This is a genomic window from Gluconobacter sp. R75690, assembly GCF_015244525.1.
In the GTDB taxonomy this organism is placed as follows: Bacteria; Pseudomonadota; Alphaproteobacteria; order Acetobacterales; family Acetobacteraceae; genus Gluconobacter; species Gluconobacter potus.
Genome location: NZ_JABCQB010000002.1, coordinates 233,546 through 255,018, shown reverse-complemented (window position 1 = coordinate 255,018; position 21,473 = coordinate 233,546). Strand labels below are relative to the sequence as shown.

At 61.3% G+C, this 21,473-nt stretch carries 16 protein-coding genes; 11 read left to right on the top strand and 5 right to left on the bottom strand.

What is annotated here, in order from left to right; all coding sequences use genetic code 11:
* The first annotated feature begins 58 nt into the window (after positions 1-58).
* From HKD27_RS03535 to HKD27_RS03510, 6 genes are all read left to right on the top strand, one after another.
* On the top strand, positions 59-844 hold the full coding sequence (locus HKD27_RS03535; RefSeq protein WP_011252502.1) for an ABC transporter permease: 786 nt from the start codon (positions 59-61) through the stop codon (positions 842-844).
* Positions 841-1,644 carry an ABC transporter ATP-binding protein gene (locus tag HKD27_RS03530; protein ID WP_194688453.1) on the top strand — a complete coding sequence of 268 codons (804 nt, stop codon included), beginning with the start codon at positions 841-843 and terminating at the stop codon, positions 1,642-1,644. Before HKD27_RS03535 ends, HKD27_RS03530 begins: the two co-directional genes overlap by 4 nt.
* Positions 1,641-1,847, top strand: a complete 207-nt coding sequence (locus HKD27_RS03525) for a hypothetical protein (protein WP_062496449.1) — start codon at positions 1,641-1,643, stop codon at positions 1,845-1,847. Before HKD27_RS03530 ends, HKD27_RS03525 begins: the two co-directional genes overlap by 4 nt.
* A gap of 171 nt (positions 1,848-2,018) precedes the next feature.
* Positions 2,019-3,422 carry a DNA repair protein RadA gene (gene radA, locus HKD27_RS03520; protein WP_194688454.1) on the top strand — a complete coding sequence of 468 codons (1,404 nt, stop codon included), beginning with the start codon at positions 2,019-2,021 and terminating at the stop codon, positions 3,420-3,422.
* Between the two features lie 205 nt (positions 3,423-3,627).
* Positions 3,628-5,232 (top strand): Hint domain-containing protein, encoded by a 1,605-nt coding sequence (locus tag HKD27_RS03515; RefSeq protein ID WP_194688455.1) that lies wholly within the window; start codon positions 3,628-3,630, stop codon positions 5,230-5,232.
* Between the two features lie 20 nt (positions 5,233-5,252).
* Positions 5,253-7,217, top strand: coding sequence for a glycosyltransferase family 4 protein (locus HKD27_RS03510; protein ID WP_194688456.1), 1,965 nt, complete (start codon positions 5,253-5,255; stop codon positions 7,215-7,217).
* 6 nt (positions 7,218-7,223) lie between these two features.
* Here HKD27_RS03510 and HKD27_RS03505 read toward each other — a convergent pair whose 3' ends face one another.
* A complete protein-coding gene (locus HKD27_RS03505; RefSeq protein WP_194688457.1) occupies positions 7,224-8,915 on the bottom strand; it encodes an alginate export family protein in 1,692 nt (563 codons plus the stop codon).
* 99 nt (positions 8,916-9,014) lie between these two features.
* Positions 9,015-9,602, bottom strand: coding sequence for a YigZ family protein (locus HKD27_RS03500; protein WP_062496442.1), 588 nt, complete (start codon positions 9,600-9,602; stop codon positions 9,015-9,017).
* Positions 9,603-9,682: 80 nt separating this feature from the next.
* Between HKD27_RS03500 and HKD27_RS03495 the strand changes: the two genes are divergently transcribed.
* The 4 genes from HKD27_RS03495 (at position 9,683) to HKD27_RS03480 (ending at position 17,375) form a co-directional block, all read left to right on the top strand.
* On the top strand, positions 9,683-12,271 hold the full coding sequence (locus HKD27_RS03495; protein ID WP_194688458.1) for an MMPL family transporter: 2,589 nt from the start codon (positions 9,683-9,685) through the stop codon (positions 12,269-12,271).
* Between the two features lie 112 nt (positions 12,272-12,383).
* A complete protein-coding gene (locus tag HKD27_RS03490; protein ID WP_194688459.1) occupies positions 12,384-12,947 on the top strand; it encodes a VOC family protein in 564 nt (187 codons plus the stop codon).
* A complete protein-coding gene (locus HKD27_RS03485) occupies positions 12,944-13,459 on the top strand; it encodes a cupin domain-containing protein (protein WP_172492312.1) in 516 nt (171 codons plus the stop codon). The genes HKD27_RS03490 and HKD27_RS03485 overlap by 4 nt, the downstream gene beginning before the upstream one ends.
* A gap of 712 nt (positions 13,460-14,171) precedes the next feature.
* Positions 14,172-17,375, top strand: a complete 3,204-nt coding sequence (locus HKD27_RS03480) for a TonB-dependent receptor domain-containing protein (RefSeq protein ID WP_228518291.1) — start codon at positions 14,172-14,174, stop codon at positions 17,373-17,375.
* A gap of 140 nt (positions 17,376-17,515) precedes the next feature.
* On the opposite strand, the gene HKD27_RS03475 is transcribed toward HKD27_RS03480, so the two are convergent.
* The 3 genes from HKD27_RS03475 to HKD27_RS03465 are packed head-to-tail and all read right to left on the bottom strand — an operon-like array spanning position 17,516 to position 20,006.
* Complete coding sequence (locus HKD27_RS03475; protein WP_194688461.1) at positions 17,516-18,751, bottom strand: FAD/NAD(P)-binding oxidoreductase; 1,236 nt, start codon at positions 18,749-18,751, stop codon at positions 17,516-17,518.
* A 38-nt stretch (positions 18,752-18,789) separates the two neighbouring features.
* On the bottom strand, positions 18,790-19,758 hold the full coding sequence (locus tag HKD27_RS03470; RefSeq protein ID WP_194264837.1) for a nucleoside hydrolase: 969 nt from the start codon (positions 19,756-19,758) through the stop codon (positions 18,790-18,792).
* Complete coding sequence (locus HKD27_RS03465) at positions 19,755-20,006, bottom strand: DUF3297 family protein (RefSeq protein ID WP_041112680.1); 252 nt, start codon at positions 20,004-20,006, stop codon at positions 19,755-19,757. The genes HKD27_RS03470 and HKD27_RS03465 overlap by 4 nt, the downstream gene beginning before the upstream one ends.
* Positions 20,007-20,187: 181 nt before the next feature.
* On the opposite strand from HKD27_RS03465, the gene HKD27_RS03460 reads away from it, so the two are divergent.
* A complete protein-coding gene (locus HKD27_RS03460; protein ID WP_194688462.1) occupies positions 20,188-21,393 on the top strand; it encodes a lipase family protein in 1,206 nt (401 codons plus the stop codon).
* Positions 21,394-21,473 lie beyond the last annotated feature (80 nt).

The following is a 21,473-nucleotide window of genomic DNA, read 5'->3' as shown; positions in this document are numbered from 1 at the left end:
AGAGAGGCGGACGACGGAAACTTTGACGTCCGGATGCGGGCAGGGTAGGGGCTGAAGAGTGAATGCCGTTCTTGACCCCATAGCGGCCCTTGGCCGTGCCGCTCTCGGCCTTATCAAGCAGGCAGGTGCTCTCGCCCTGTTCGCGCTGGAGGCTCTGTCACATCTGGTGCGACCGCCCTTCTACTGGCGGATCTTCTTTTCCAGCCTGATCGAGACGGGGTTCTTCTCCCTGCCCGTCGTGGCCCTGACTGCCCTGTTTTCCGGCGCGGTCATCGCGCTCCAGTCCTATGTGGGCTTCGGGCAGTATCATGTGCAAAGCGCCATTGCGGGGATCGTCGTTCTCGCCGTGACCCGCGAACTCGGGCCGGTTCTGGCGGGGCTGATGGTCGCTGGCCGTGTGGGTGCGGCCATGTCCGCACAGATCGGCACCATGCGCGTGACAGACCAGATCGACGCACTCACCACGCTCTCCACCAACCCGATGAAATATCTCGTGACGCCGCGCCTGCTGGCCGGAACGCTCGCGCTGCCCTGCCTCGTGCTGGTGGCCGACATTCTGGGTGTGATGGGCGGTTTCACGGTTTCGGTCGCCAAGCTCGGCTTCTCGCCCTCGACCTACATCACGGCCACACTGGACTCGCTCAAGACGATGGATGTCGTCGTGGGCCTCGTAAAGGCGGCGGTATTCGGATTCCTGATCGCGCTGCTGGGCTGCTACAACGGCTATAACAGCCGGGGCGGCGCGGAAGGCGTGGGCTCTGCCACGACGGCGGCCGTCGTGGGCGCCTCCATCCTGCTGCTGCTGTTCGATTATCTTCTGACGGACCTGTTCTTCTCACAATGAGCACTCCTCCCGTAAGCACTCCCAAGATCCGCATCCGCGGCCTGCATAAGGCCTTCGGCTCCAAGATCGTGCTCGATGGCGTGGACCTCGATGTCGAGACCGGCACGTCCATGGTCATCATCGGCGGGTCCGGCTCCGGCAAATCCGTCCTGCTGCGCTGCATCCTCGGCCTGATCGAACCCGACGCCGGGACGATCGAGATCGATGGCGAAAACCTGCTGACAGCCCCGCGCTCTAGGCAGGACGCCCTGCGCCGGCAGATCGGGATGCTGTTCCAGAACGCTGCCCTGTTCGACAGCATGAGCGTCGGCGAGAACGTCGCTTTCGGCATCCGCGCCAAACATTCCGACCGCAACGGCGCCACACCATCCCGTGCGCAGGCGCTGCAAATGGCCGGAGACCTGCTTAAACAGGTCGGGCTGGACCCGTCTGTCGGCGATCTGAGCCCATCCGAACTTTCGGGCGGCATGCAGAAGCGCGTTGGTCTGGCGCGAGCGATTGCGGGCAACCCCAACATCATGTTCTTCGACGAACCCACGACCGGGCTGGACCCGATCATGGGTGCGGTGATCGACGGGCTGATCGTGGACTGCGTGCAGAAGCTTGGCTCCACGGCCATCGCCATCACCCATGACATGGCCTCGGCCCAGCGGATCGGAAACCGTGCGGCCATGCTTTATCACGGGCGCCTGATCTGGCAGGGCGAGGCTTCTGAGTTGATGAACTCCGGCAATGCCATGGTCGATCAGTTCACCCACGGCCGACGCGAAGGCCCCATCACCATGGAACTGCGCAAATGAGCCTGCTGCCCCGCTTCCCCAAAACCGATCCCATTATCTGGAAGCGCATCGGGCTGAGCTATCTGATCGCGCTGCCCCTGCTGTTCCTCATGTTCCGCTACCCGCCGGCCCATCCGAACATGCTGATCCAGCTTCTGGGCTTTCTGCTGATCATCATGGTGTCCCGCCTTCTGGCCCGCCTGATCCTGCGGACCGACAAGTAAGCACCCGGGCTCTGCCCGGACCCGGCAGGGATCCTGATCCCTGCACCCTGATTCCAAGGGTTTCCAAAAGTCGAGACCTTTGGTGGGGTGCGGGGCAAAGCCCCGTCTGGATCAGTGTCAGCGCACTCCCTATATACTGGCTTTGTTCCCCTCAGACCGAAGAGATCCATCTTGGCCAAAAAGCCGACTAGCCGTTACGTCTGCCAGAACTGTGGCGCCACCTATCCGAAATGGAATGGCCGATGCGAAGCCTGCGGCGAGTGGAACACGCTGGCCGAGGAAACGGTTGAACCCACGGCCCGCAAGGCCGGAAAACTGAGCGCTGGACCCCTTCAGACCGTCCGGCTGGATGGCGAAACGCGGCCGCCCCCGCGCATCACGACAAGCATTGCCGAGTTGGACCGCGTTCTGGGCGGAGGCCTGGTTCCGGCCTCCGTCGTGCTGGTCGGCGGTGATCCGGGTATCGGCAAATCCACGCTCATGCTCCAGACCACCTGCGCTCTGGCCCGGTCCGGGCATCGTGTCCTGTATGTCTCGGGCGAAGAATCGGTGGACCAGATCCGCATCCGTGCCCAGCGGCTGGGCCTGGACCGCGACCCGAAAATGCTGGACTCACTGGATCTCGCAGCCTCCATCAATGTCGGCGAGATCGTCGGATCGCTTGAGCAGGACCGGGCCCATACGGTCGTGGTGATCGACTCCATCCAGACGATGTGGCTGGAAAGTGTGGAAAGCTCACCGGGGTCGGTCTCACAGGTCCGGGCCAGTGCATTCGAGCTGATCCGTCTGGCCAAGACGCTCGGCTTCGCGCTGATCCTGATCGGGCATGTCACGAAGGAAGGCGCCCTCGCCGGGCCGCGCGTTCTGGAACACATGGTCGATGCCGTCATGTATTTCGAAGGCGACCGCGGGCACCAGTTCCGCATCCTGCGTGCGGCCAAAAACCGCTTTGGCGCGACGGACGAGATCGGCGTCTTTGCCATGACCGATATCGGCCTGACCGAAGTGCCCAACCCGTCCGCGCTGTTCCTTGCCGAACGCCGCGGCAATATCGCGGGATCAGCCGTGTTCGCCGGGCTGGAAGGCACGCGTCCCGTCCTGCTGGAAATCCAGGCCCTGCTGTCCCCTAAAGCCGGAGATGGCGCGCCTCGTCGTGCTGTCGTGGGCTGGGACACGTCGCGACTGAACATGCTGCTGGCCGTTCTGGACTCCCGCTGCGGCCTCAAGCTGGCAAACATGGATGTCTATCTCAACATTGCAGGCGGCCTGCGCATAAACGAGCCTGCGGCCGACATGGCCGTGGCAGCGGCGCTGGTGTCCGCAGCGACGGGCACGCCTACATCGCCCAACGCGGCCTATTTTGGCGAAGTGGGGCTGTCAGGTGAGATCCGGCAGGTCAGTCAGTCCGATCTGCGCCTGAAAGAAGTGGCCAAGCTGGGCTTCGGCGAAGCGATCCTGCCCCGGCGCGTTTCGGCCGCCTCGGCGCGGGTCAAACCGCCCGCAGGGCTGAAACTTCGTGAGATCGGACATCTGACGGACCTGGTCGGACTGTTCACGGAAAAAACGGAATCGTGAATATCCGGAGCAAAACCAAAGTAAACAATAGGGGACGACGCTTGGTTCCCGTCCATTTGTACTGATCATCTTTAACGATTTATTTGCAACACCTCCCGGACCGGACTGTTTATGGTTGCCACAGCAACAGTCTTGAAATCCGGACATCCGGTCGCACCTGACGCGGCGTGAGTATTGTCCTTTCCCGCCAAGGAATGCACGCGCCATGTCCTCGACGTCCTCCCAGGCCTCGTCCGGAACTGAAACCGGAGCAGATGGCTCCATCACCGTTGTCGCGGGTGCCACGGTCTCGGGACTGACCATCAATGGCGTGACGCAATATGTGCTCGGATCGGCAGTCGATACGGTCGTGCACGGTTATACGGTTAGTAACAGCTACGGCGAATTTCTTCCTACCTCGGCAGGTACTCAGATTGTGCAATCTGGTGGCGTCGCGGATCACACCCAGATCCTGTCCGAATTCTATTATCAAGCTAATGGCTGGACGCCGCTGGACGCTCCTGCCAACCAGATCGTTCAAAATGGGGGCAGCGCCTTTGACACGACCATCCAGGGATCAGCGGTGGATACCACTCCCGGTGTGGGTGGTCGCTATTATGTTGAGGAACTGAAAGCTTATCAGACGGTCGAAAACGGCGGGTATGTCAGCGATGTTCATGTGGGGGGTGACGCCCTTTCAACAATCGAAGCCGGCGGCTCCGCGACTGATACAGTTCTTCAGGGTTCATCCGCACTTTTCTACCTCGCGGACGACATTACGTCTTGGCGCTATGAGACACTCCACTTCCAGGCAGAACAGGACGTGGAAGGGACGAGCGAGGATGTGTCCGTCCAGTCCGATGGCCTGCTTGTGGTTGACGGCACGGTCCGGAATGCCACGGTATCCAATGGCGGCATGGTGATCGCCCATAGTGGCGCCATCCTGTCCGATATCTCGGTCAGCAGCGGCGGGGTTCTGCAACTCGATTCTGGCGTATCCCTGGAAAGCCCCATTACGGTCCAGACATCCGCAGCCCTTATTTTTACCGATATCAGCGCCACAGGGGGAACAGTCAGTGCGACTGTCATCCCTGATGAGGACGGTGTTACCGGGAGACTGGAAGTCTTTTCCGGAACGACCATGGTCAAGGATATCGCCGTTCAGGGAGATTTTACCTCTCCGCTCTATTTTACCCAGGCTGCCGCCGGAAATTACCTCGAAATGGGATTCGGTACGCCGTGTTACTGTCCGGGCACCCTGATCGCGACCCCGCAAGGCGAGCGGCCGGTCGAGGATCTGGAAATCGGCGACCCCGTCCTGACCGCGAGTGGCCAGGTCCGCCCGGTGCACTGGATCGGGCGCCGCGCCTATGATCCCCTCTTCGCCTATGGCAACCGTGACATCCTCCCGATCCTGATCCGGGCCGGCGCCCTGGCGGAAGGACTGCCCCGGCGGGACCTGATGATTTCCCCCCTGCATGCCATGTTCATCGACGGGTTCCTGGTCCCCGCTCTTCATCTCGTGAACGGTACATCGATTATCCAGATCGAACGGCCGGAGACGATCCGCTACATTCACGTCGAACTTGAAAACCATGATCTTCTGCTGGCAGAAGGCGCGCCATCCGAAAGTTTTCTCGACGACGGATCCCGTGGCATGTTCCACAATGCCGAAGAGTACAGAACCCTTTACCCTGATCTGCCAGACCGGGCGCCCCGGTACTGTGCCCCCCGTCTCGAAGGGGGCGCCGAACTGGAAGCCATCCACCGTCGTCTCTGTTCTTCTGCTCCAGCCCGTGACGACAGGGACCTGACCGGCGCAGCGGCCTGAACCTTAGGAAACGCTACGCCTTGACCGTCTCCCTTGTCGGCTATGTCGATGTCTGTGACCGCGAGCAGTTTGCCGGATGGGCCCTCGAACCGGCGTGGCCGGACATGCCGGTCCGTATTCAGGTCCATGTTGACGGCGAACTGGTGGACGAAGTCGATGCTGACCGCTTCAGGGCCGATCTGCGCGGCGGGGAATGGCACGGAAACTACGCCTTTCAGAAAGTGTGGCCGGTTCCGCTGCCGCATGAAGGCGCGCTGGTCGAATTCACCGATGCGCGGGAAGGCCGCCCGCTGACTGGTTCGCCGGTCCGCATCCCGCCCCTGCCCTCATCGCTGGTGGGCGCGTTCGACGTGGCGGACCGGTATCACGTTGCAGGATGGGTCCGCGATGAGGCCTGCCCGGACCGCACAGTCTGGCTGACGGTCTGGGTAGACGGACAACCCGCCGGACGCATCGCCGCCAACCGTTTCCGCGCCGACCTGCGGGACGCGGGTTTCGGGACGGGGCGGCATGGCTTCCATCATGCCTTTTCTTCCCCGATCGATCCACTGACGGATCACGTGATCGAACTCCGGCATGGCGAGGAGCGTTTCGGAACACCCTTCACGATCCCGGGCACAGCCAATCTGTCTGCGGATCTGAAAACCCATTTTTCCGGTATCCTGCGCGGACTGGATGCGCCCCCCGAACGGGCAGAAGCCCTGACATTCCTCATAAGCGAAGCCGAGCGCCTCAGGACCCGGGACGCCGCAGAACTGACAGCGATGCGCGAGCGGGAACAGGCCCGGCAGGCGCAGCGTCTCCATCCCACGGAAGCAGACAGCACCGATCCGGCGCAGACGACGGCCCCACGTCCCGTCGCCCTCTTCATTGACGACCGCGCTCCCGATCCTGAGCGGGATGCCGGTTCGGTTGCGGTCCTGTCCCATCTCCACACCATCCGGAATCTCGGTTACCGGTGCTGCTTCATGGCTTCCCGTCTCTCTCCCAGCGAAGAGGACCGCATGCGGCTGGAGCAGCAGGGCATCGAATGTCTGATGCCGCCCGTCTTTCCATGTCCGGAAGAAGCACTCCGGCAACTCGGAAGCGGGCTTGAGGTGGTCTATCTGCACCGCCTCAACAATGCGGAGAGCTATTCCGCCCTGACCCGCGCCTTCGCCCCGACTGCCACGCTGATCTGGAGCGTTGCCGATCTGGCCTCCTTGCGTCTGCACCGTCAGGCCGCTGTCGAATCCCGGCCCGAACTCGAACGGTTCGCCAGCCGTCTGGAAGTCCGGGAGAACATGTGCGCCTGGCTGGCGGATTTTGTTCTGACGCATTCTGCCATCGAGGCGCAGCGCCTCTCGCGGACCGTGCCCACGGCCAATGTCCATGTCGTGCCCTGGGCCGTGCCGGTCTCTTCCCGCCGGCGCCGCACGCCAGAGGCTCCCGTCATCGCTTTCGTGGGGCATTTCGCCCATGATCCCAATCTGGACGCAGCGAAATGGCTCGTCCTGACGATCATGCCGCGTCTGCGCCAGGTCATTCCGGGTCTGCACTGCCGCCTGATCGGAAGCGCCATGCCCCATGCCATCCATACTCTGGCGGCGGAGGACGTGGAGATCGTGGGCGCCGTGCCGGACCTTCAGGACGCTTTGGCGGACGTATCCGTCTGCGTGGCGCCGCTCCGCTTTGGTGCGGGGATCAAGGGCAAGGTGCTTGAATCCTGGGCCGTCGGCCTGCCCGTCGTCATGACCCCGATTGCTGCCGAAGGTCTGGTGGACCCGGCAGACCCGGCATGGCACGCCTCCATCGCAGACACGCCCTCCGACTTCGCGGAACGGATTGCCGCTTTTCTGGACTCCGCGACAGGCCAAAAACAGGTCCGGGCCGGACGGCGGCTTCTGAAAACCCGTTTCTCGGCACAGGCCGTTATCGCCGCCCTCTCCCCTGTCCTGCCAGAGGTCTTTCCAGCGGCCGAATCCGGCCCGCCCGTCCTGAACTGAGACGCCTCAGAAGCGGAACACGACATTGGACTGGGCGTAGCTTCCGCTTTTGCCGCCGGCCGCATGCAGCCCGTTCGAGGCCATGAACCGTGCGCCATAGATCTGCCAGGTCAGATGCCGGTTGAGCTGGAGCTTGAGCGACGCCTGCGGCACCACACCAATATAACCACCGTGATAGGTCTTCGAGAATGTGTACGGACCGGACGAGTTCCAGATCGCGCCATCCGCATTGTCCCGCCACATGAACGGCACCTTGAACTGGATGCTCGCAAAGCCTTTCCAGGGCGTGACACTGAGGACCGGTGAAACACTGACGAGGTTGGACGGCTGGATATAGGTCGTGGTGTCCAGATAGTTCGTCTGCGGATTGAAGGGCGCCATATAGGTCTGGACCGGCCCGTTCGTTCCGTCCGCGCCGCCGGAATACAGATCCGCCTGAACGCCGATGAACGGATGCAGCGGAGACGGCGTATGGCGGTATCCCACGATCGTGTTGACCGAATAGGCCTGGACAGCACTTTTGTGCTCGCTCCCGGACTTCTGGAACGTTCCGTCCTGATAGAGCCCTCCGAAAGAATATTCGAAGGACGCAGCGGTACCGTACCAGCGGAAACCCACATTCCCGCGTGAGGACGTCCCCTTCAGGGAGCCAGATGCGAGCGGTACGACTGACAGGCTGCCGCCATAGCGGTATCCGTAATAGAAGATGTCCAGAAACGAGTGCACCGTTTCTCCGCCAATGGAGAACTGCGGCACGAGAGCCGTGATATCGCCGCCATACAGGCGTGTGCCGTAATCTTCCGTGTCATGGAACATCAGGGTCGCGTCAGTTTTGGTCTGGACGAAATCGAACGCATCCACCCGGATATTGGGCCAGATCGCATAGATGCGGCCACCATTCCAAGACAGCGGCACGTTGGGCGTCTCGCGGTTATACAGAACGTAGGACGGCGCATCGAGGAACTGCTGACGACCGAACATGAAGCCGGTCTGCGCCCCCGCCAGCTTGCCCTTGAACTCGATGAAAGCCTGCTGAAGATCCAGCCGCTTGCGGTACGTCGTGTTGTAACCAAAGCCTTTCCAGCCGCCTGCATCGGCGTTGATGAGTTGCCCAAACAGCCGGACATGCTCGCCTAAATGCAAATCCGCGCCATACAGGTTCCGCACGCCGAAACGGCCGGAATTGCTACCGCCCTTCTTTCCCAGAAAGGGCGTCTCTTCATACCAGTTTCGTAGCCGCGTCTCGCCGGAAAAGGAGAGCCAGATCGTCTTTGCATCGTTCAGGGCGATGAACTTGAGCGGATCGAACGGATCGTCCCGGCGGCTTTTATCCCGCAGGAAGCTCCAGTCTTCCGCCCAGGGCGCCACACCATAACGACCAACCGGCCCGAAGCCCGCTGATTCGCCGTTGCCGTAGCTGAACGCGCCCCACGGACCCTGACGTCCCTGCGGCGCATGGTTCTGACTGGCCACGACACGGCGCGGCTGACCCACGACACCGGCATGGGGATAGTTCTGGATGGGCGGACGTTCCGTAGACGGGACATGGATCCATTCCTCCGTCTGCGTGACTTGCGCAGGCGTCACCGGCGCTGCGGGTGATGAGGGCTGAGCTGCCACAGCCACATGCGGTGCGCAGATTTCCAGCGCCATCAGGGCCAGAAGGGACCGGTTCCGGTATGAATGATGACGCGACATGCCCTGAAAACTCCAGACGGGGTTCGCAGAACATTAGGCAGAGCCGAAAAAACATCAATCGTCATAGTTTTAAATAATTTATACGATTTGTTTTAGTTTTTAATTAGGTCGCGTGATGTCCATCTGTCCCCGTGTCAGATCCCGCAGCCAGTCCGTGATGGCCTCCGCTTCTGCGACAGGCACAGCCAGAGTCATCCAGGCGCCTTCCCCATCGAAATCACATTCCAGCCGGGTCGCACGCCAGCCATCGATCTTCGATTCCACCATCGCAAAGCTGGAAAACGGACAGTGAAACCGCAGATTCACGGTCTCGATCCGCTCGATCCGGTCCGCTTCGCGCAGACAGGCCGACGCCGCGCCGCCATAGGCCCGGACAAGCCCCCCGGCCCCGAGCTGCACGCCGCCATACCAGCGTGTGACGACGATCATGACATTGTCGAAATCCTGCCCTTCGATGGCAGACAGAATCGGTCGCCCCGCCGTGCCCCCCGGCTCTCCGTCATCGCTGCACCGGAAGCGCTGGCCCGTTTTGAAAGCCCAGCAGTTATGGGTCGCATCCAGGACGGCCACCTCGCGCAAGAAGGCCATGGCGGCGGCTTCATCTTCCACCGGGGCGGCGGAAGCACGGAAAACACTGTTCCGAATCACACTTTCGTAAGTCGCGGGGCCGGGAAGAGTCCATGTCATGGCTTTCCTTCTGCCTCAGGATCGCTGAAATGTCAGGATGGGGTAGGGAAACGCTGCACGTTCTGTTAAGGGTAGGCCCCATGTTTTCGGATCTGACCGGTCGGCTGAATGCCGTCTGCGCGCGTCGTGCGCCCCTTGTTCTGGCGCTGTTCGCACTGCTCTGTGCTGGCTGCGTTGCCCTGAGTGTCACACGGATCAGTGTAACGACTGACACGAGCAAGATGTTTGCCAACACTCTGCCGTGGAAAAAGCGGAGCATGGAGCTGACGCGCCTGTTCCCGCAGGACAGCAACCAGCTCGTCGCCATCATCGACAGCCGCATCCCCGAACAGGGACGCATGGCCGCGAGACAGCTCGCTGCGACGCTGGGTCAGGACCACACGCATTTCAAGACGGTCAGCCTGCCCGGCGACAACGCCTTCTATAACAGCCACGGTTTCCTGTTCCTCGACACGAAGGACCTTGAGCCCCTGCTGGATTCGATCGTCTCCGCGCAGCCCTTCCTTGGCACGCTGGCGGCTGATCCGTCCGCCCGTGGCCTGTTTGGCGCGCTGGGCCTGATCGGCGAGGGCATCAAGGCCGGACAGGGGATTCCGAGCGGCTTCAACGGCGCGCTGGACGGTTTCGCCAACGCCCTGACAGCCGCGGCAAATGGCCATCCGCAGGACATGTCCTGGCAGAACCTGCTGATTGGAAAGCTGGCAGAGCTGGGCTCGCAGTACGAATTCGTCGTCACGCAGCCGAAGCTCGACTACAGCTCTTTCCAGCCGGGCGAGGGCGCCACGACCGCCATGCGGCAGGCGATCAACAATCTCGAATTTGTGAAGACGAAGCAGGCGTCGGGCATCATCACCGGTGAAGTGAAGCTGTCGGACGAAGAGTTCTCCACCGTCGCACACGGCATGGTGCTGGGCCTCGTCATCTCGCTCGTCCTCGTGGCGGTCTGGCTGATCCTCGCTGTCCACTCCCCGCGCGTCATCATCCCCATCCTGCTGACCCTCATCAGCGGCCTGCTCCTGACGACGGGCTTTGCAGCTCTGGCGGTCGGTGAACTGAACCTGATCTCGGTGGCCTTCGCGATCCTGTTCGTCGGCATCGCCGTCGATTTTGCCATCCAGTACAGTGTGCGCCTGCGCGGACAGCGCAATCCGGACGGCTCGCACCCGTCTCTGCATGACGCCATCATCCTGACGGGTCAGGAAAGCGGCGCACAGATCCTTGTCGCAGCCCTCGCGACAGCCGCGGGCTTCCTGGCGTTCTATCCCACGAGCTTCATCGGTGTGGCACAGCTCGGCCTGATCGCAGGCTTCGGCATGCTGATCGCCTTCTTCTGCACCATGACGCTGCTGCCGGCCCTTCTGTCCATTTTCCATGCGAAACTGGGCAATGGCACCCCGGGCTTTGCCTTCATGGCCCCCGCAGACGCATTCCTGCGCCACAAGCGGCACAAGGTCGTCGGCGTCTTCGCACTGCTCGGAATCGTGGGGCTGGCCCTCATGCCGCTCCTGAAGTTCGATGCCGATCCGCTTCACACGAAAGACCCGAACACCGAGGGCATGCGCGCCCTGCATCTGCTGGAAGCCAACCCGCTCACCACGCCCTACAGCGCACAGGTCCTGACCCCGAACCTCGCGGAAGCCGCGAAACAGGCCGCCGAGTTCTCGAAACTGCCGAGCGTGCATGACGTGCTCTGGCTTGGCGCGCTGGTTCCCGATGACCAGAAGACCAAGCTGGCCATGATCGAGGACACGGCCTCCATCCTGCTGCCGACCATCACGGTGCCCAATCCTGCACCCGCGCCGGACGCCGCGGCCATCCGCGCTGCCGCCGTTACGGCCGCGCAGAAGCTCGATGCCGTGAAGGATCAGCTCCCCGCTCCGCTGGAAAAGATCCGTCAGGCCCTGCACACGCTCTCGACGGCCCAGGACAGCACACTGCTTCAGGCGAGCACATCCCTGACGCGCTTCCTACCTGACGAACTGTCGATGCTGCGCACGGCGCTCCAGCCCACGCCGGTCACGATGGAGAGCATCCCGCAGGATGTGCGTCAGGACTATGTCCTGCCAGACGGTCGTGCCCGCCTGACGATCCATCCCAAGGGCCAGATGTCCGAAACGCCGGTTCTGCATCGCTTCGTCAGGGAACTGCGCTCCGTCAATCCGGACGTCGCGGGCCCCGCGATGGAGATCACGGAGAGCGCCAACACGATCGTCCATGCCTTCACGGTCGCGGCCATCTGCGCGCTCATCATGATCGCCATCATCCTGCTGGTCGTCCTGCGCCGCCTGCTGGATGCGGCCCTTGTCATGGCGCCGCTGCTGATGTCCGCCCTGCTGACGGTCATTCTGGTCGTCACGGTGCCGGAGACGCTGAACTACGCCAACATCATTGCCCTGCCCCTGCTGCTGGGCGTGGGCGTGTCGTTCAACATCTATTTCGTCATGAACTGGCGCGAAGGCGTGAAGGGTCCGCTGACCTCGCCGACGGCGCGCGCGGTACTGTTCTCGGCGCTCACGACCGCAACGGCTTTCGGCTCGCTCGCACGTTCGGGCCATCCGGGCACAGCCAGCATGGGGCGTCTGCTGCTGATGTCCCTCGGCTGCACGCTGCTTTGCACAATGGTCTTCGTCCCGGCCCTGCTACCCAAGCGCCCGATCGACGAGGCCTGAGCCAGGGCCCCCTCTACAGGCCTCTGACATGGTTTGCAGCAATGTGACACACATTCTGGCAACCGGGCGTTTCCTCAGGGGTTGAGATCTTCCAGAACGGAGGATCTCCCCCTTGAACAAAGAGCATTCAGGCCTGCCGCGTGGCATTGACCATGTCGGCGTCACCGTCCCGGACATCAACGCCGCCATCCGCTTCCTTGAAGAAGCGTTTGGCGCCGTCGCCCTCTACCGCAACGTCACCCGCACCAGGCCCCAGAAAGGCCCGGAGACGGAAAAGATCCTCGGCCTGCCTCAGGGCACCGCCGTCATCGAGATGTGCATGATGGCGCTCGGACATGGTCCGGGGATCGAACTCTTCGAAATGAAGGGCCCGGACCAGCGCGAGGCCGCACGTCCGTGTGACTGGGGCCTTCAGCATTTCGCAGTCTATGTCGATGATATCCATGCCGCCTGTCACCGTTTCCGGGAAGCGGGCGGCACGCTCCTGACCGAACCGCAGGGTCAGCCCTCCCTCGAAGCCGCGCCGGGCAACATGTTCTGCTACGGCCGCACGCCCTGGGGCATGATCGTGGAACTGGTCTGTACCCCCCATCAGGAACGCTTCAACGATATCGCCCCTATGGACCGTTACCAGCCGCCCCCGCGTGCCACCCCGAATAAAGGATCAGATGCATGACCCGTTTTCTTCCTCTGGCCGCGGCCCTGCTGGCCGCTTCCGTTTTCGGGAGCGCCCATGCAGCCGATCCCACTCCGCCGACAGCCTGGTACTGGCACAACTGGACGGATCATGACGGCGTCAGCCACATGACCCGCTGCCCTTTCCATGATTACGATCTGAAAACCATGTCCAAACCTGCCGGCCCGCAATGGCAGGATCATGTGCATGAAGGCAACGCGCACATCATTTCCACCGTGCAACCTGCCCATTGGGATGGAAGCTGGCACCCCGATCCGAAAGTCCAGTGGATCATTCCGCTGAAGGGATCCTGGTACGTTACGGCCATGGACGGAAAGAAAGTCGTCATGGGGCCTGGCGACGTCTCTCTTGGCGAGGACCAGATGAGCCGCAGGGATGCAAAGGGACATATCGGTCATTTCGCCGGAAATATCGGTGACGGCCCCGTCACACTGATGGTCATCCAGACCGACGAACAGCCGACCGTGGATAAGCCCTGCCGCTTTCATTAAAACTTCAGAACAAACTGCTGTTCAGTTCAGATCCGAACTGGCCCACCCGTTCGCGCAGCCCTGTTATGGGAACCGCAACAGGATATAGAATCGGGTAACAACACTCCGTTCTTGTTAATAGTTCGCAAAAGAGCTGAACAAACCGATTTTTCCTTGGTTTTCAAACAATCACGCCATGAAAGATCCCTAGGAAAGACACCATGACAAACCGTGACTAAGTAACATTGCCAAAAATACAGAATGACAACCCAAGAACTTCACGAGAGTTTAAATTGAAATAAAAATCCAGAAAAATTGGATAATAAATACGATTAAAATAAATTATGAAACAAACATTACAAATAAAAAAATAAACCAAAATAGAAATTTGATTACATATTTTCATATATAGTTTACTTACAAAATAACAACACAACAAAAATATCTCTTATTATATATTTAGATTTTCTTTCTGTATTTTTTTGACACATACTTCAAGAAAAACGGAATGTGACATAAGCGCAACGCCTTTCATGACATGTGACATGCATGTTGCATTCTTGTAGCAAAAAGATTGCACACCGTTTCGGTTTCCGATGAAAATGCTGCCAGAGATACAAAACTTTCTTGCGACCTTATTCGAGAAGGGACCACGGCCGCGATGACCACCTCTGTGCAACATTCACTGAAAAGACGCACACCTGCACCCCGGACGGTTGTCCGGATGTTCCTGATGGCAGGCATTTCTTACAGTGTCCTGCCAAGTGTCAGTGCTCACGCCCAGACCACCACGACCGCACCCGCAAAACATGTTTCCGCTCACAAGAGCGCAGCCAGGAAAAAGGCTCCGGTAAAGGCTGCCACGACAGCCAGAACTGCACCCGTCGCCGCTCCGGCAGCCACTGCCGCAGCCCCGGTTGCAACCGCGACGGCGACTGCTCCGGTCACCCAGACGAACAGCAAGGTGCTGCAGCAGGGAACGGAAGCTTCGGACGCAGCTGAAGTCGTCACGGTCACCGGTACACGTCTGTCCCAGACGCGCCTGACAAATGTCATGGCCGGAACCTCGCTCAGCGCCGACCAGATCAAGAAGCGCGGTTACACCGATATCGGCATCGCGCTGATACGTGAAAACCCGGCTTTCGGTATCGGCGACAACTCTCCGATCGGCACCCAGGGCAGCTTTGGTGCGGGCCAGTCCTATACCTCACTGCTGAACCTCGGCAGCCAGCGCACGCTGACGCTGATTGACGGCATGCGTATGGTGGGCGGCGAGACAGCCTCGCTCTACGGCGCAGGTTCAGGCTCGCAGGTTGATATCAGTGCCATTCCGACATCCCTGCTGAAGGGCGTGGACACCAAGCTGGGCGGCGCAGGCGCGGCCTATGGTGCGGATGCCGTCGCAGGTGTGGTCAACTACCAGCTGGACGATCACTTCACCGGCGTGGACTTCAATGCCCAGGGCAACTGGAGCCAGAGGCTTGATGCGCCCGGCGAGAAAATCACCTTCAAGGTCGGCCATGACTTCGACCACGGTAAAGGTGGCATGGTATTCGACGTCGAATACCGCAACCAGGGCGGCATGCTCGACAATGACCGGATCAACCTGACCGGCCGGAATGCCACGACCTATGTCCGTGAGCCCATTGGTTCAACGTCGCCCTACACCTATGATTTTGCCCGCGGCGCCCGTAACGTCATCGCATCCGTCACCGGTGTTCCGCAGCTGACCGGCGATAGCCCACCAGTCTACGGCGGCCAGGTCCTGAGCGGCATTTCCAATGCTGCTGGCCAGCCCCTGATGTTCAGCAGCAATGGCCAGTCCCTCGTCCCGATGACGTGGAACTACGCCACCAAGAGCCCGACAACGGTCGTGGGCGGTAACGCAACGGCACTTCAGGATTACGGCCAGCTCTATGCCCCGACCCAGAAGCTGAACCTGACCCTGCTCGGCCATTACGACATCACCGACCATATCCACGCGACGTGGCAGGGCTGGTACGCACGCGGCACCGCATCCAGCGAAGTGGCCCAGGGCACCTGGAATACGCCGCTCTTCGCCGATCCGCTGACGATGGACAACTACCATAACTATGGTGAAGTGAACGGTGCCTACGCACTGAGCACCAACAATCCGTATCTGTCCTCGGCCGCACGCACGTCGATCGTGAACGCCCTGTCCGCAGCTGGCCTGCCGACCGATACGTTCTACATGTCGCGTCTGAACCAGGACCTGGATGCGGGCATGTATCAGACGACGATGCAGATGTACCGCTTCCAGGGCGGTCTGAACGGTGACTTCGACGCCGTCGGCCGTCACTTCGACTGGAAAGTCCGGGGTGAATACAGCCGCTATCTGAACGATACGTGGCAGCCTTCCATCGTCACGCAGAACCTCATCAACGCGCTCGACGCCACGACGGACGCCAGCGGCAACATCGTCTGCGCACCCGGCTACACCAGCGCCCCCATCAAGACCCGCAGTTCCACCTGCGCCCCGTTCAATCCGTTCGGCAACGGCCAGTCCACACCGGCGGCACGGGATTACATCATCGCCGACGCGCACCAGAAGAACGCCAACGCACAGCGTGACCTTCAGGCCGAAATCTCCAGCACGGTCATGCGGCTCCCCGCCGGCGACGTGCGCTGGGATATCGGTTACGAGCACCGCCGCGAAGGCTATCGCTTCAACCCGGGTGCCTTCTCCCGCGGCTGGGAACAGGACGACGGTTCGTACCTGCAGTACGGCAACTCGACCTCGCTTCCGCCCACGGGTGGCGCGTATCACACGCATGAAGTCTTCGGCGAACTTGATGTTCCGCTGGTCTCACCCAACATGCACGTTCCTGGTGTCTACAGCCTGTCCGCCACGGCGAACGGCCGTTACATCAACAACAGCATGACCGGCGGCTACTGGACCTACATGTTCGGTGGAGCCTGGTGGCCGACGCAGGATATCGGCCTGAGCGGCAACTATGCCCGTTCGGTCCGTAACCCGTCCGTTACCGAACTGTTCGCGCCGCAGAGCACGGACTACGAAGACGGTATCGATCCCTGCTCGTCCGCTGGCCTCAATGCCGGCCCGAACCCCGCCGTGCGTGCAGCCAACTGCGCCAAGGCCGGAATCAAGCAGCCGTTCGAGTCCAACTTCAACAACTTCACCGTGCAGGGAACTGCGGGTGGTAACAGCAAGCTGAAGAACGAAGTCTCCACCAGCTACACCGGCACCCTGGAACTTCGTCCGCACTTCATCCGTGGTTTCGACTTCCGCGGCTCCTTCGTGGACGTGAAGATCAACAACGCGATCACGTATCTTGGTGCCCAGGACATCATGGACGGCTGCTACGACTCGACGTCCTATGGTCCGGGCAACGCCTATTGCGCGGCCTTCACACGCGGAGCAGACGGCCAGCTCGAGAACTTCACGGCCGGCTATTACAACATCGCCAACTACGAGACGCAGGCTCTGCAGGCCAATATCGAATACAATACTCCGCTGTCACGCTTTGGCCTGCCGTCCTCGGCTGGTGAAATCGGCCTGACCGGAAACTATGTCCACTATCTCAAGAGCCAGCAGAGCTATCTGGGCAACACCTATCTGCTGACCGGCACGACAGGCTCGCCCAACGACAACTTCACGCTTAACGCGAACTATATCCGTGGTCCGTTCACCCTTCAGTGGCAGACCCTCTGGTATGGTCCGTCCCACTACGCGGTCCAGGTCCCTGCGACCCAGTACTTTGCCAACAAACGTCCGTCCTTCGCCATGTTCAACCTGACGGTTGGCTACGAAATCACCCGGAACTTCAGCGCAAATTTCATGGTGAACAACATCACGAACGCGCTGCCGAAGTACCCCGGTGCAGTCAGCCTGACGCGTTACTACGATGCGATCATCGGCCGTTCCTTCCAGATGAACCTCGGCGTTCATTTCTGATCCTCCGGTCAGACGGAACAATGGAAAAGAGGGGCTTCAGCCCCTCTTTTTTTGTCTGTCGTCCCGCACGCAGGCATAAAAAAAACGGGACGGATTTTATCCGTCCCGTTTCCCGTTCCAGCTCCCGGTAAGGGAAAAGGTCAGCCCGTCTCTTTGGGCGTGTGCTTGACCTTGATGTTGTAGCCCTTGAGCATTCCGTACCAGTACAGACGGGGGAAGACTTCCGTCTTGAGGAACCAGGCGAAGCGGCTGGGCTTGCGCTGGTCATAGGGAAAGCTCGGCGCGACCTTGCCGCCATACAGAAACTCGGCCAGCACGACCTTGCCGTAAGACACCGTCAGCGGGCAGGCGCCATAACCGTCATAGCTGCCCATCTGCGGGCGGCCATCGAGCGAAGCCAGCAGGTTTTCCACGACAACCGGAGCCTGTTCGCGGGCAGCAGCGGCCGTTTTGGCATTGCTGGTTCCCAGAACGTCACCGGCTCCGAAGATGTTGTCATAGGTCTTGTGACGCAGAACGGTCGGATCGACGTCCAGCCAGCCGGCGTCATTGGCGAGCGGGCTTTTCTTGACGAAATCCGGAGCGCTCTGCGGCGGCACGACATGCAGCATATCGAACTGGCGCACCACGGTCTGGTCCGTTCCGACGATCTGGAACGTGGCCTCGCGCTTCTCACCGTCCACCTTGATCAGGTTTTCCTTCAGATGAAGGTTCACGCCGTAATAGTCGATCTCGCGCTGAAGCGAAGGGACGAAATACGGCACACCGAACAGCGCGTTTCCGGCCAGCGAGAAATCGACCTTCGTGCGATGCAGCGAACCTTCCCGACGCCAGTGATCACACGCCAGATAGACAATCTTTTGCGGCGCACCGGCGCATTTGATTGGCATGGGCGGCTGCGTGAACAGAGCCTTGCCACCATCCAGATGTCGGATGCATTCCCAAGTATAAGCAGCCGTCTCGCGCGAATAGTTGGACGTCACACCATTGCGGCCCAGCGTTTCGGGCAAGCCTTCGATCTTGTCCCAGTCGAGCTGAAGGCCGGGGCAGACAACCAGACGGCGATACTCGACAACGCGGCCACTTTTCAGCGTCACGGTATTGGCTTCGGGCTGAAAGCTCTCAACGCTGTCGCGCAGCCACGTGACATTGCGCGGAATCAGGCCGCCTTCCTGCCGCAGCGTTTCGGGCAGCGTCATCACGCCCGCGCCCACAAGGGTCCAGCCCGGCTGGTAAGCGTGAGTCGTGGACGGTTCGATGATGGCTATCGACAGATTGGCGCGCTCGCGCCTGAGCTGGGCTGCGATGGTGATGCCGGCGGCACCGCCACCAACGATGACGACTGAGAAGCGATCCTGCTGGGTCGGGTCTGCCATGTTCGGTTACTCCAACGTCATTGTACGACGGAAAGAGTCTAGTCCAGAAGGGCAAGTCTTTCCGTCAGAAGGGAATAGAAGGCGTCTGAATCAACGTCATTGATCCATAACGCATTCGGAACGCGATCGGTTACGTTCCACAGGTCAACAACACTCTGACCCACACACAGCGGCGCGTCGACCTCGATTTCCACATTGCAGTCGCGCCCCGAGAACAGTTCCGGCTTCAGAAGCCAGCCGATGGTGAGCGGATCATGCAGCGCACCGCCCTCCCAGCCGTATTTCAGCTTCTCGAAGCGGTCTTCCGCGCCCAGCATCCGCACCACCATGTTCGTCACCGGCGTGCCGACCGCGGCAATCGGCGCCAGACGTGCTGGGGTCGCAATGGCGCGATGCGTCACATCCAGCGGCAGGAGCGTGATGGGGATGCCGGAATGCATGACGATCCGGGCCGCATGAGGGTCCACGAAAAAATTGAATTCTGCGGTCGGCGTGATGTTGCCGCCTTCGCGCTGGGCCCCGCCCATGGCCACGACTCCCGCGATCCGGGACGCGATATCCGGCGCATGGGTCAACGCCAGAGCCAGGTTCGTCATCGGGCCGAGGCAGACGAGCGTGATCGCGCCCTCGGGTTCACGACGCAGCATGTCCACGAGCCAGGTCGCGGCATCAATCGCCTGCGGCCGCAGAGTCGGCTCGGGAAGATCGGCGCCGGCCATGCCCGTTTCGCCATGAACGTGCTCGGCGCTGATGGGCGCGCGATGCAGGGGACGAGCCGCACCTGCAAAAACAGGAATATCGGTGCGGCCTGCCAGTTCGAGCAGGGCACAGGCATTCTTCGTCGTCAGGGCAACGGGCACATTGCCGGCAACGGTCGTGATGGCCTCGACCATCAGTTCCGGCGAGGCCAGCGCCAGCAGGATGGCAACCGCATCGTCCTGACCCGGATCGGTGTCGATGACGATGCGGCGGGGTGCGATCGGTGCGGAGCCGGCCTGTGTCATCATGCTTCTTCTTCGGAGTCCTTGATCCAGACCTCAACCGGTCCCGTAACCTTGATCGTCATCGGGCGACCACGACGATCCAGCGTCTTGCCAACGGCCAGACGGACCCAGCCTTCGCTGATGCAGTATTCCTCGACAGTGGTACGCTCTTCGCCCTTGAAACGGACACCGATGCCGCGCGAGAGCAGCTCTTCGTTGTAATACGGGCTGTCCGGGCTGGCGGAGAGACGATCGGGAATGGTGTCGGTCATGGCGGGGATATCCTCGTTGTATCAGATCCGATCGGGTCGGACCGGCTCGTCAGAGGTCTTCTCTGTAGCGCCGGATGCGCGGCTCTCCAAGTCCGGCCCGGTTCCGGAACAGGACATGGCCGCTCCCACAGGACGCAGAGCGCTGCTATGAGAGACGCTCCCCGTCGGAGACAGACCTCTCATGCCGTACCGCTCTTTTCGCCGCAAACCGGAGCGCCGCCTTCCCGGACTGACCGCCCTCGCATCGCTTCTGATGCTGCTGACGGCAGGAGCCGCCCTCTCCGGCTGCGCCTCGGATGACGAGGGCGACAACTGGTCCGTCAGCGCTCCGGTTTCGGCCGGGCAGGCCATCCGGCTGGACTCCGTGCCGTCCCATGAGCCGGCCTCGGTCTATCGCCTGACCTATCGCAGTACGGATGCCCGCAATCCGCAGCAGCTCGTCCGCGTCTCCGCACAGGTTCTGGTTCCGCGCGGTCGTGCCCCGGCAGGCGGCTGGCCTGTTCTGGCCTGGGCGCATGGGGAAAGCGGCCTGCACCTGACCTGCGCGCCCTCCGTCATGGGGATCGGCACCGTGCAGGCCCATTTCTATGACGGCTGGCTGCGTCAGGGCTTTGCAATCGTCGCAACCGACTATCCCGGCATGGGCGAGCCCGGCGCGCCGCTCCTGCTGAATGCACGATCGGAAGGCATGAGCGTGCTCGATTCCGTCCGAGCCGCCCGCGAGCGCCTGCCGGACCTGTCGGAGAACGTGGTTCTGAACGGCCATGCACAGGGCGGTCAGGCAGCCCTCGCCGCTGCCGCGATGGCCTCGACCTATGCTCCCCATCTGCGGATTTTGGGCACAATCGCCGCTGCCCCGCCCTATCTCGACGAACAGACAGTGCAGGAGCTTCTGCATCCCGCCAACCCGCGCAGCTTCTCGCCCGCCGTGCCGGAACTACTGACGCTCGGGCAGTCGCTGGTCGAAGCCGATCCGTCCACGGATATCAACGAGGCCTTTACGCCCCGGGGACAGCGCCTTTTGCATGAGGCCGGGTCCATGTGCGCGTCGGATTTCTTCCCAATCGCCAAACGCTCAGGCCTGACGCCCGCAACACTGCTCGAACCCGAAGCCAGCCGTGTGCTGGCGCCGGTTTTTGACTGGGCGAAATATCCCGGCTTCTCCCTGCCCTCGCCCGTGCTCATCGAGTCCGGCGCGCAGGATCTGCACACCTCCACCAGCCAGCAGAAACGCCTCGTCACCCGTCTCTGCACCGCCGGAACCGCCGTGACGCACCGAATTCATGACGCCAGCCATAACGGCACCCTCGCCGCCATGATTACGGAGGCCCACAGCTTTGCAGGGCAGCTTCTGCAAGGCACGAAACCCCGTTCGGACTGCAATTAACCAGACCAAGCACAGGGGCAGGAGATGTTTTCACCCCGGCGGGGGTCGCATCCCGGAAACACTCTGTTAGACTCTGCCGG

Bases quoted from the DNA above. Each gene is read 5' to 3' on its own strand.
- HKD27_RS03530 (WP_194688453.1), top strand. From the start codon at position 841: ATGAGCACTCCTCCCGTAAGCACTCCCAAGATCCGCATCCGCGGCCTG.
- HKD27_RS03525 (WP_062496449.1), top strand. From the start codon at position 1,641: ATGAGCCTGCTGCCCCGCTTCCCCAAAACCGATCCCATTATCTGGAAG.
- HKD27_RS03515 (WP_194688455.1), top strand. From the start codon at position 3,628: ATGTCCTCGACGTCCTCCCAGGCCTCGTCCGGAACTGAAACCGGAGCA.
- HKD27_RS03505 (WP_194688457.1), bottom strand. From the start codon at position 8,915: ATGTCGCGTCATCATTCATACCGGAACCGGTCCCTTCTGGCCCTGATG.
- HKD27_RS03500 (WP_062496442.1), bottom strand. From the start codon at position 9,602: ATGACATGGACTCTTCCCGGCCCCGCGACTTACGAAAGTGTGATTCGG.
- HKD27_RS03495 (WP_194688458.1), top strand. From the start codon at position 9,683: ATGTTTTCGGATCTGACCGGTCGGCTGAATGCCGTCTGCGCGCGTCGT.
- HKD27_RS03485 (WP_172492312.1), top strand. From the start codon at position 12,944: ATGACCCGTTTTCTTCCTCTGGCCGCGGCCCTGCTGGCCGCTTCCGTT.
- HKD27_RS03480 (WP_228518291.1), top strand. From the start codon at position 14,172: ATGGCAGGCATTTCTTACAGTGTCCTGCCAAGTGTCAGTGCTCACGCC.
- HKD27_RS03475 (WP_194688461.1), bottom strand. From the start codon at position 18,751: ATGGCAGACCCGACCCAGCAGGATCGCTTCTCAGTCGTCATCGTTGGT.
- HKD27_RS03470 (WP_194264837.1), bottom strand. From the start codon at position 19,758: ATGATGACACAGGCCGGCTCCGCACCGATCGCACCCCGCCGCATCGTC.
- HKD27_RS03465 (WP_041112680.1), bottom strand. From the start codon at position 20,006: ATGACCGACACCATTCCCGATCGTCTCTCCGCCAGCCCGGACAGCCCG.
- HKD27_RS03460 (WP_194688462.1), top strand. From the start codon at position 20,188: ATGCCGTACCGCTCTTTTCGCCGCAAACCGGAGCGCCGCCTTCCCGGA.